Below are 10,626 nucleotides of genomic sequence, written 5' to 3'. Positions count from 1 at the left end.
GGGAGGTTGGGAGGGGGAAAGAAGGTGGCAAGAAGTCATTTGTAAGTTAATGTGACAAAGAATTACTTTCTGCCGTTTTGGAGATGAATCATGACAAATCCAAATCGTGAACTCTTCTGGAAGGTGGACGATCAGGCCGCGCGGCTGAACGAGCTGATGACCCTGGACCCGGCACTGAAGGATATCCCGCTGCGGCGCGATGTCCGCTCTCTCGGGCGTCTCCTGGGGGAGGTGATAAAGGAGCAGGCGGGAGAGGCAACCTACGATGCCGAGGAGGAACTCCGCCGGCTGGCCATCAGCCACCGGGCCCTCGTCGACCAGGAGGAGGCGGGTCTCGACAATCCCGCCGAACAGGAGCTCCAGGAGCGGGCGGTCCGGATCGTGGGGACCATGACCGTGGCCGATGCCTACCAGATCGTGAAGGCGTTCGGGACCTTCTTCGAGCTCACCAACCTGGCGGAGACCAACCACCGGATGCGGAGGCGCCGGGCCAGGCAGCTTTCCCCGGACGCCCCCGTGAAGCCCGGCTCCATGCTCGGCACCCTGATGCGGATGCGGGCTGCGGGGATCGGCGCGGAAGAAGCCCTCCGCCTCCTGCGGCAGGTGGAGGTCGTGCCGGTCTTCACCGCCCATCCGACGGAGGTGGCGCGGCGGGTGGTCCTCTTCAAGCGGCGCCGCGTCGCGCGGGAGCTGGCGGGGCTCGACCTCCTCCCCCTGACCGGCGACGAGGCCGCCCGGCGGCAGGAGGCGATCTTCGCGGAGATCACCACCCTCTGGCAGACGGACGAGGTCCGCCGCCGCCCCCAGGGGGTCGACGACGAGATCAGGATGGGGCTCGACCACTATCCCGGCTCCCTCATCGCCCCCCTCCCCGAACTCTACGAGGAGATGGCGGAGGACTTTCGCCTGGCGTACGGGGTGGAGCTCCCCGATTCGGCCTTCCCCACCGTGGTCCGCTTCGGCTCCTGGATTGGCGGGGACCGGGACGGAAACCCCAACGTGACGGCCGACGCCACGAGAACCGCCCTGGAATCGGCCAGGCAGATGATCCTCGCCCGCTACCTGGAGGGGGTCGAGGGGCTCAAGGAACTCCTCACGCCGTCGACCAGCCGGGTCCCCTTCTCCGCGGAGCTCCGGGGGGCCCTGGAGCGCTACGCCGCCACCGTGGCCGGAGCCGCCGCCGAAACCGCGGTCTACCCGGCGTGCGAGCCGTACCGGAAATTCCTCGGCTTCGTCCACTATCGGCTCCAGAGCACCCGCAGCGGGGCGGACCATCCCGATGCCTATCCCGATGCCGCCGCCTTCGCCGCAGACCTCCTCCTGGTGCGGGAAAGCCTCGCCGCGGGGAAGGGGGAGCGGCTGGCGCGCCGTTACGTGGACCCGCTCCTGCGGCAGGTGGAGACCTTCGGCTTCCATCTCCACGCCCTCGACATCAGGCAGCACGCCCGGGTCCACGCCAGGGCCGTTACCGAACTGGCCGCCGGCGCCGGCACCTGCGAGCAGGGACCTGGCCCCCTCCCTTCTCCCCCTTCGGCCGAGACCACCGAGCTCCTGGACACCCTGCGGGCCGTGGCGAAGCTCAAGCGGCGCCACTCCCCCAAGGCGATCCGAAGCTACGTGATCAGCGGCGCCTCGTCGGTCCGCGACTCCCTCTCCCTCATCTGGCTCATGGAGCTCTGCGGGGTGCGGGTCGCCGCCTCGCCCGACGGGAAGGATCCGGGGGTGATGCCGGTCCCCCTCTTCGAGTCGATCGAAGACCTGCGCAACGCCCCCGGGATCTGCCGCACCCTCTGGTGCTCCCCCGAATACGCGCCGTTTCTCGATTCGTGGGGACGCCGGCAGGAGGTGATGCTCGGCTATTCGGACTCCAACAAGGACGGGGGGATGCTGACGAGCACCTGGGAGATCGACAAGGCCCACCGGGACCTCCAGCGGGTGGCCGGCGAGTGCGGGGTGAGCCTGCGGCTTTTCCACGGCCGCGGCGGCACGGTGGGGAGAGGAGGGGGCCCCACCCACCGGGCCATCATCGCCCAGCCGGCCGACGGGTTCTCCGGCTCCCTCAAGATCACCGAGCAGGGGGAGGTCATCAACTGGAAATACTCCGACCCGACGCTCGCGAAACGGAACCTGGAGCTGATGGTCGCCGCCTCCCTGGAGACCCTGGCCCGCACCGGCCTCGTGGAGACACGGCCCGAGCCGGCGTGGGAGGAGGCCCTGGAGGAGATGTCGGGAAGCGCCTTCGCCTTCTACCGGGAGCGGATCACCGGCAATCCCGACATCCTTCCCTACTTCGAGCAGGCGACCCCGGTCCTGGAATTGGAGCACGCCAAGATCGGCTCCCGCCCCGTGCGCCGGAGCCGAAGCCGCGACCTCTCGGAACTGCGGGCCATCCCGTGGGGGTTCGGCTGGATGCAGAGCCGCCACGTGATCCCCGGCTGGTTCGGGGTCGGCTTCGCCCTCGACCGCTTTGCCTCCCGGGGAGAGGAGCGGATGGAGCTCCTCAGGTCGATGATGCGCCGCTTCCCCTTCTTCTTCGACCTGATCAGGAACGTGGAGCTGGCCCTCACCAAGGTGGACCTCCCCCTGGCCCGGCTCTACGCATCGCTGGTGACCGACGGGGGAATCCGGGAGCGGGTCTTCGCCATGGTCGTGGAGGAGTATCGGCGCACCTGGCGGATGGTCCTGGCGGTCACGGGCCAGACGCGGCTTCTGGAGAAAAACCCGGCCCTGAACGCGTCGCTGCGGCTGCGCAACCCCTACATCGACCCCCTGAGCATGATCCAGATCGAGCTGTTGCGGCGCAAGCGCAGGGGGGAAGAGAGCGATGAGCTGAACTACGTCCTGGCGGCCACCATCAACGGCATTGCCGCAGGGCTGCGGAACACGGGGTGAAAAGAAGTCGCAACTCGCTACCTCCTCGCCGCCTCAACCGTCACCCGTGCGGCAAACCCGGCAAAAAAGGTCCTGACGCTCGTCATCTCGGAAAGGTCCGAATATTCCCCCGTTTCAATCCCCGAGCGTGGCGAGAGCAACAGCGCGGCAGCGGTGTAGAGCTGCTCCTTCACGAGCCTTTTGCATAGAAGGTTGTACCGTTCGCTGTACGAGGCCCCTTGAAACTCGTGAAACAGCGGGAAATTCGGGCAGCTGTCCTTCACTGGCGAACGGGATTTTGCACAGTCCTCCAGCATGATCATCCAGCCGACGAACGGCGACGGGCTCTCCCCGAACGCCCCTTCCCGGAAGGCCACCCAGAGATCGTGGGCGGTCCCGATCGCCTCCTCGGCGCGGTTGTTGAAATTGTTCCCAAAGGACGGGCCAACCTGGCTCTTGAATTCCAGTGCCGCAACCAGCCTCTTCTCGTGGATCACCACAACATCCCAGACCTTCGTCGGACGGAAATAGCCTGGCAGGGTAAGGAGTTTTCTGGACACCCGAACCTGCGCCTCCGGGAGGCCGTTTGCCGCGACGAGTTGCCGAACTATGGAAAGAAAGCCGTCCATGTTCTTCCCCGCGGTGACGGAGGAGCGCTCCCCCTGATCGGCTTTCCCACTCTCCACCTGTTTCCGGCGGGCAGCCCCTCTGTTTCCCCAAAAGGCGCGTACCGCTTCGCGAATGTTGGCATCAAAATCAGGCAGTTCAATTGACATATCAGTTACCGTTCCCCCCTAGTGCAGCCCTTTCATTGACGTTCAACCCATAGAGGTCGAACGAGAGGTGATTGCACTCTTCAGTATCCCCACGCCGGGCCGCATCCTTCAGTTTATCCCGAAGTTCCTCCGGCACCTCTTTCCATCTCGGCAGCCTGATCCGCCGCAGGTACTGCGCCTGGTATCTCAAGTATCCCCCTCGCATCTGGGTCGAGTAGACACCGACGAAGAGGCGTGCGATCCCCGACCGCAGGACCGCCTGTAGCGCCCTCAGATCCCATTCGGAGGATGTGATGTAGTAGAGGTTGTGATGCGGATAGTATTGTCCGTCTTCGTAGACAACATTGGCCTCTCCTTTGATGTCCGGGATCAACAGCTTCTTCTCCTTGGCCAGAGAAGGGTAGATGCGGTCGATGGTCCGGTACCACGCATGGGGATTTCTCCTGGCGCAGTTCCTCCCGGCAATCACGTCACGCCTCTCCTCAAAATACCTCTTCAGCTTCGGATACCTGCCGAGATCAACGAGGGTGCCGTCGACGTTGAAAGGATTCACGACCCCAAGCCCCCGCCATTTTACCGAGCCCGACACAATATCCTTCGTCGTCACCAAGGGGAGCTTACGGTCGGGCTCGACCTCCAGTTCGTCGAAATTCCCGACGTATGCCTTGTCAGCTCCCGTGGCGACGCCAATCCCCACCTTGCACCCCACATCCTCCAGCAGCGGGAACGACGCCTCGAGCTTTCTAACGATGTTCAACTGATCCAGTGAGTCGAGAATCCACGGCTCACTGCCGTTAATGACGTTCCCCACCTCGACGACGGGAACGGACGCGGTGCCCTCCCCCGCAGTGAGTACCGAGGCAAGCTGGTCCAGCACCGAGGCCTCTACTTGCGGCCGGTGGGCAATCCTGGTCTTTCCGCCACGTCCCCGGGAGATGACGAATATGGCGGGATAAGCGGTGACGTCGGCGCGAAACGCCTGGGTGTCAACCATATCGATGTAGTATTTCAGGTGATATTCCCTGGCAACCAGGGCCCTCAGCGGCCCGCCGTACTTGTTCTTCATCCAGCGATCGGCGCAGATGAACCCGAGGACGCCGTCTTTTTTCAGAAGACTCAGGCTTCTTTCGATGAAGGGGATGTAGAGGTCTGCCCGGTCGTAGATCGTCTCGTACCGGGAGCGGTACTCAGCCATTAATCGATCAGGAATCAGCTCCTGCCTGACGTAGGGAGGATTGCCGACGACAAAATCGAACCGTGTCCGGATGTCGGCGAGGAGAAAGTCGTCGTTCCTGAGCCAGGCCCCGAGGAGAGAGGAGGTTTGTTCAACGTTGAAGCCGAACCGCGACAGCAATTCCGTCAATCGTCCTACGGTCTCTGCGGCGGCAGCGGGGTCGATTTCGATTCCAACAATCGCGTTTCGCAGGTCGTCGAAGGCCGTATCCAGACTGCCCGCACCGAGGTACGACGTAACGAGCCTCTCGACGGCCCGGACGAGGAAATCGCCGCTCCCGAAGGAAGGCTCAAGAAGGGTGTATCGATGGAGGGGCCTGTCAGGCAGGTAGCCCACCAGGTTCAGGATGAAATCGACCGTCTCCAGGCGGGTATAGACGGCCCCACGCTCTCTCCCCGAGGAGAGGGTTTCCTTCGGGTGAGTGCCGTGGGGATTCCACAGGGCAAGCTGCTCGAAAACGCTATGTTCGTCCATCATCGACCAATCCGTTGAATTTTCGCTCACCTTAGCCGCCGAGAGGACAAATTGCAAGCGCTCACATCGAATCGGAGAAGATGAATCATGGATGGTGAGAAAAGGGGCATTTCGCCGAATATGGCCGTAAGGACGTGCTCCGCTCGACACGCGGCGGAAGGGCTGGATGACCTTACGCCGCTCCCCTGGCTTCACCGGCGGCGAGCTCCAGGATCTCCCGGTAGATGGCGATCATGACCCCCGCCTCGCACCATTGCCGGGCGGCATGGCAGAGCAGCGACCAGGCATGCACCAGCGTGCCGGCAAACACCATGATGCCGGCAAGGCGGAACTCCTCCGAATTCATCAGGTAGCAGCTGACCGCGCCCACCGCTAGCATCGAGAGAAACCACGCCAGTTCCGGCCCCTTCAGCGGGTTCCCCATGACCTTGAGATAGTCGATGTAGTAGCATGAAAGCCCCTCCACCTTTTTCATGAATTCCCCCAGGTCGTCCCCCCCGTATTTCAGGTACGCGTAGGAGAGAAATCGGGTCGCCGCCGGCCCTTTCCCTCTGTTCCTCCGCTCATGGACATACCTGTCGATGGCCTCTTCGATGACGATTGCGTTCATGGCTCCTCTCCTTCGAATCCACGTGGGTTGACGGGAAAAGGAAAGGCCACTTCCCGTAAATGAAGTGGCCTTGTTGGTTGGTGCCCGCCCCGACGACAAGGCCTAGTCGAGGAGGTCGGACCCGTCGCTGAACCATCCGATGGTTGGCAGCGATACGGGATCACAGACCTTTCCCGGGTGGTCCGCCCGCACCCCGCAGTGCCCGCACTCCACCCTGACGGCGCCGGACGTAAGGAGTTCGCCCCTGCTTTTCAGACTGCACAGATGCTTGTCGTGATGTTTGCTGCCGCACATACGTTACCTCCTGTAATGGTTCGATACCGTCCCTAGTTTTTGGCTGAACGAGAAGAGTTGCGTCCAAAAATCTGTTGACGCCGCCAGCAACCAGTAGAACGCGGCTCTGTCATTCCGGGTAAGCAAGGAGCTTACCAAAACGATAATAAATCCGGACTCCGCAACCGGCCGGTTTTACGTGGTTTTTGGGGCAGGGACTTCCAGGAGGGAATGGCTTGAGGCAAATAGTATTACGTACAGGTAACACGCGGGTAGAAACGGTAACGTTACCCGCCGCGAATCACGGCAATCGTGTCCCCCGGCTTCACCACCCCGCCGGTGATGACCCGGGCGAAGATCCCTTCCTTCGGCATGACGCAGTCCCCCGCCTGGTAGTAAATGGCGCAGCGGGTGTGGCACTCCTTGCCGATCTGGGTCACCTCCAGGAGCGTCTCTCCCACCGTGAGCCGCGTACCTACGGGGAGCGACGGGAGGTCGATCCCCTCGGTGGTGATGTTCTCGGCGAAGTCGCCGTTGTCGACGTCGAGCCCCATGGCCCGCATCTTCTCGATGCTCTCCTTGGCCAGGAGGCTCACCTGCCGGTGCCACTCCCCGGCGTGGGCGTCGCCGACGATGCCGTGGTTTTCCCGCAGCTCCACCCTCGCCACCGGCGTCTTCCGCTCCCCCTTCTTCTCACTGATGCAGACCGCTATCACTTTTGCTGGCATAAAGACCTCTCGCGTTTTTTCTATCCCCCCACCTTCGCCATGGAGAACGCCCGGTGCTCCGCCTTCTCCGCATCCATCCCGTGCCGCTCGGGCTTGCATCCCACCAGCCGCCGCAGGGCATCCTCCAGCGGAGTCTGGCCGCCGGCCCCGAGGAACGGCCGCAGGTCGAGCCCCTCGTCGGAGAAGAGACAGCTCTTGGCCATGCCGGTGGAGGTGATCCGGATCCGGTTGCATTCGCTGCAGAAGTGCCCCGAGACGGCGGAGATGACCCCGATGGTCCCGGCGGCACCGCGGATCCGGTAATCCCGCGACGGGCCGGCCATGGCCCCCTTCTCCACCGGCTCCAGCCCGTAGACGGTGGCGATCCGGTCGAGGATCTCCCCCGCCGGGATGCAGAGCCGCTGCCAGTTCTCCTCCCGGGTGGCCGGCATGTACTCGATGTAACGGACTGTAAAGGGGCGGTCGAGGGTGAGCCGTGCGAACTCCACCACCTCGTCGTCGTTCACCCCGCGCATCACCACCATGTTGATCTTCGGCGGGGGGAAGCCGGCGGCCAGGGCGGCGTCGATGCCGGCCAGCACGCGGGTCACGTCGCCGGTGCGGGTGATGGCGCGGAAGGTGTCGGGCTTCAGGGAATCGAGGCTGATGTTGAGCCGCTGCACCCCGGCCCGGCGCAGTTCCGCCGCCATCTCCGGCAGCAGCAACCCGTTGGTGGTGAGGACCAGCTGCCGCAGCCCGGGAAGGGCCGCGAGCCGGGCGAGGAACGGCACGATCCCCTTGCGCACCAGCGGCTCGCCGCCGGTGATCCGGATCTTCTCGACCCCGATGGCGACGGCGGCCCGGGCGATGCGGAAGAGCTCCTCGTAGGAGAGGATGTCGCCGTGGGTCAGCTTCTCCACCCCTTCCACCGGCATGCAGTAGCGGCAGCGAAGGTTGCAGCGGTCGGTGACCGAAAGGCGGAGGTAGTTGATCCGGCGGCCAAAACTGTCGACTAGTTCCATGGGCTTCCTCGAAGATAATCGTGAATCATGCTCCCCCCGGGGAAAGGAACGTCCGTTCGACGAACCCGGCCACCGCTCCCGGATCGTTCAGGTCGAGAACCGGGACATCCAGCTCCAGGGGCTCGTCGCTCGCCACGGCGAGAAGGGTCGGGTCGTGCTCCTCGCCGCGGCAGAGAAGCGTGGCGCTCCGTTCCCTGCGGTGCACCTCGATCTTCGGCAGGCCGCTCTTCTTGAACCCCTCGGTCAGGACGATGTCCACGTCGCCGAAGTAGGTGGCGAGCAGCTCCTCGATGGGGGGGGAGGCGGCGTGCTTCTTCAGCACCGCCAGCTTTTCCGGCGAGGAGATGAGCATGGTGTCGGCGCCGGCCGCGGTCAGGCGGTAGGAGTCCTTCCCCGGGTGGTCGATGTCGAAGCGGTGGGCGTCGTGCTTGATGACCCCCACCCGGTACCCCCGCCCCTTCAGCTCCGCAATCACCTTTTCGAGGAGGGTCGTCTTCCCTGTCCCCGATTTTGCCACGAACGATACCGCCCTGATCGTCATCCCTTCCTCCATGTGTCGAATGGTCTCAAACTCCTCCGGGGTGTTGACGTTGACGAAGGTCCGCCCCGGCGTCACCACATCGGCCAGTTCCTCCTCCTCCTCCACGTAACGGGTCCGCACCTCGGGGTAGAAATCGAAGATCCGGTAGTTCCCCTCCCGGAGCATCCGCTCCATGGCCGGAAGGCACCCGGTGCCGTAGAGGGCGAAGAGGGGATCGAGCCCGTCGGCGGTGCGGGGCACCACCACGTCGTACCCCCCCCGCAGGGAGCAGAGCCGCGCGATCACCCGCGGGTCGGGCCACGGCACGTCGCAGGCCGAGACGAAGACGTAGGGCGTTCCGGCCCGGGCAAGCCCGGTGTGGAGGCCCCCCAGGGCGCTGCCGGGGTGGATGTCGGGAACGGTCTCGATGCCGAACCCCCGAAAGCGCTCCCCCCGGTCCCCCACCAGGAGGGTCCGGGCGAAGAGCTGTCGGAAGGCGTCGATCGCCCGCTCCACCAAGGGCTTCCCCCCCAGGGGGAGAAGCGCCTTGTCCCGCCCCATGCGGCGGCTTTGGCCGCCGACCAGGATTACCCCGGTCACGTCGGTGAGAAGCGAATCTTCCATGAAGTGAATTGTAAAGGTGGAAGGGGGAAAGAGTCAAAGGAGTTTTACCCCTAACACCAATGTTCCGGGTAGTGCCGGTGGTGGACGATGTTGTTGGTCAGGAGGGCGACCGCCAGGAGGATCAGCGCCCCGACCAGGACCGGCATCAGGAGGAAGGCCGCCCCCGCGTGCCCCTGGACCCCGATCAGGGCGGTGGCGCCCCCCGGGGGGTGGACGGTGCGGGTGAGGTACATGAGAAGCGTCGCCACCCCCACCGCCAGGGCGATGGCCGCGGAGCCGGTGCCGCCGCACGCCACCACCACTACCGCCACGGCGGCGGAAAGGAGGTGTCCCCCCACCAGGTTGCGGGGCTGGGCGAGGGGGGATTCGGCGGCGCCGAAGAGGAGCACCGCCGACGCCCCGAAGGAGCCGATGAGAAGCGGATGTCCCGCCAGGCGGGTCACCGCCAGAATGGCGAGGATCCCGGCGGTGCCGCTCAGAAGCCCCCAGATGGCGTATTTCAGCGAGAGCGGCTTCCGGACGCTCCGGTTGCGCCGCCCCTTCAATTTGCCCGGCAGGCGGGCGAACCGTCGTTTCACCGTTCTATCCTCCCGTCCGGCTCATTCCGGCTTCCTAAGCAGGGCGAGCACCGCGATGACCCCCCAGCAGAGGGCGTGTCCTGCGATCACGTATTCCATCTTTCCGATCCTTTCCGCAGCCGGCCCGTTACCGCGCCGGTCCTTCGGCGCCGCAGCGCCGCTCCAGCTCCGCCAGCCGCGCCTTCAGCTCCTTTTCCTTCTGCCAGCGCTCGGTCACGTCCCGGATGATGGCGCCGCTCCCCGCCACGGCCCCGGAGGCGTCCCGGACAAGGGCCATGGAGAACTCGGTGGAGATGCGGCCGCCGTCGGCGCGCAGGGCGGGGGCGGTGAGGAGCTTGGTGCCGTAACGGGTCTCCCCGGTCGCCATGACCTGGCGGTACCCCTCCCAGTGACGGGCCCGGAGGTTTTCCGGGATGATCAGGTCGAGGGAGGACCCAACCGCCTCGGCGGCGGTGAAGCCGAACATCCGTTCCGCCGCCGGGCTCCAGAGGCGGATGATCCCCTCCCGGTCGGCGAAAATGACGGCGTCGGGGACCCCTGCGGCGATGGCGGCGTAGAGTGTGGCGGTGGTTTCGTCGGACATGGTTTTTCTCCTTCCTGACGGTGTTTGGTAAACGGTACCGTGCGGTTCGCGAAGATCAAGAACCCCTTCAGTGGCTTAAGTAGGGGACCAGCGGGATGAGCCGCCGGTAGTCGTCGTAGGTGAGGGAGCTCTGCCAGTGCCCCGTCGCCATGCCGGTGCCGATCCCGGCGGCGAAGAGAAGGAGCGCCAGGGCCGGGAAGAAGCCGAAGCGGATGCCGATGACGGCCGTCCAGGCGAAGAATCCCCACTGGACGGCGGCGCGCCAGAGGGGGATGCGAGCGTGCGGATGCTGATTGTTCATCGGTGGTGCCTCGTCCGGAGGGGAGCCGGGAGCCGGCAGCGTTTCCGTGCCGG

Annotated in this window: 10 protein-coding genes and 1 pseudogene; 1 reads left to right on the top strand and 10 read right to left on the bottom strand. The window is 64.9% G+C overall.

Features of this window, described 5'->3' with window-relative positions; all coding sequences use genetic code 11:
- Positions 1-90: 90 nt before the first annotated feature.
- Positions 91-2,892, top strand: coding sequence for a phosphoenolpyruvate carboxylase (locus tag M6689_RS03085; protein WP_298267682.1), 2,802 nt, complete (start codon positions 91-93; stop codon positions 2,890-2,892).
- A 17-nt stretch (positions 2,893-2,909) separates the two neighbouring features.
- Here M6689_RS03085 and M6689_RS03080 read toward each other — a convergent pair whose 3' ends face one another.
- The 10 genes and pseudogenes from M6689_RS03080 to M6689_RS03035 all read right to left on the bottom strand — a co-directional run.
- Positions 2,910-3,647 (bottom strand): PaeR7I family type II restriction endonuclease, encoded by a 738-nt coding sequence (locus tag M6689_RS03080; RefSeq protein ID WP_298267680.1) that lies wholly within the window; start codon positions 3,645-3,647, stop codon positions 2,910-2,912.
- Position 3,648: 1 nt separating this feature from the next.
- Positions 3,649-5,355 (bottom strand): Eco57I restriction-modification methylase domain-containing protein, encoded by a 1,707-nt coding sequence (locus M6689_RS03075; RefSeq protein ID WP_366949721.1) that lies wholly within the window; start codon positions 5,353-5,355, stop codon positions 3,649-3,651.
- A gap of 172 nt (positions 5,356-5,527) precedes the next feature.
- Entirely contained in the window at positions 5,528-5,965 is a 438-nt protein-coding gene (locus M6689_RS03070) for a GSU0071 family protein (protein WP_298267676.1), read from the bottom strand.
- Positions 5,966-6,067: 102 nt separating this feature from the next.
- Entirely contained in the window at positions 6,068-6,259 is a 192-nt protein-coding gene (locus M6689_RS03065) for a hypothetical protein (protein ID WP_298267674.1), read from the bottom strand.
- A 266-nt stretch (positions 6,260-6,525) separates the two neighbouring features.
- Positions 6,526-6,966 (bottom strand): MOSC domain-containing protein, encoded by a 441-nt coding sequence (locus M6689_RS03060; RefSeq protein WP_298267671.1) that lies wholly within the window; start codon positions 6,964-6,966, stop codon positions 6,526-6,528.
- Between the two features lie 20 nt (positions 6,967-6,986).
- Positions 6,987-7,967 (bottom strand): GTP 3',8-cyclase MoaA, encoded by a 981-nt coding sequence (gene moaA, locus M6689_RS03055; RefSeq protein WP_298267669.1) that lies wholly within the window; start codon positions 7,965-7,967, stop codon positions 6,987-6,989.
- Positions 7,968-7,992: 25 nt separating this feature from the next.
- Positions 7,993-9,111, bottom strand: coding sequence for a bifunctional molybdenum cofactor guanylyltransferase MobA/molybdopterin-guanine dinucleotide biosynthesis adaptor protein MobB (gene mobAB / locus M6689_RS03050; protein WP_298267667.1), 1,119 nt, complete (start codon positions 9,109-9,111; stop codon positions 7,993-7,995).
- 50 nt (positions 9,112-9,161) lie between these two features.
- Entirely contained in the window at positions 9,162-9,689 is a 528-nt protein-coding gene (locus M6689_RS03045; RefSeq protein WP_298267665.1) for an HPP family protein, read from the bottom strand.
- Between the two features lie 127 nt (positions 9,690-9,816).
- Entirely contained in the window at positions 9,817-10,272 is a 456-nt protein-coding gene (locus M6689_RS03040) for a PAS domain S-box protein (RefSeq protein ID WP_298267663.1), read from the bottom strand.
- A 67-nt stretch (positions 10,273-10,339) separates the two neighbouring features.
- Positions 10,340-10,626 (bottom strand): annotated as a pseudogene (locus tag M6689_RS03035) (hypothetical protein); the annotation flags it as partial.

Origin of the sequence: Geobacter sp. (genome assembly GCF_027327745.1) — a bacterium.
In the GTDB taxonomy this organism is placed as follows: Bacteria; Desulfobacterota; Desulfuromonadia; order Geobacterales; family Geobacteraceae; genus Geobacter.
This window is presented reverse-complemented; position numbering and strand designations above follow the sequence as displayed.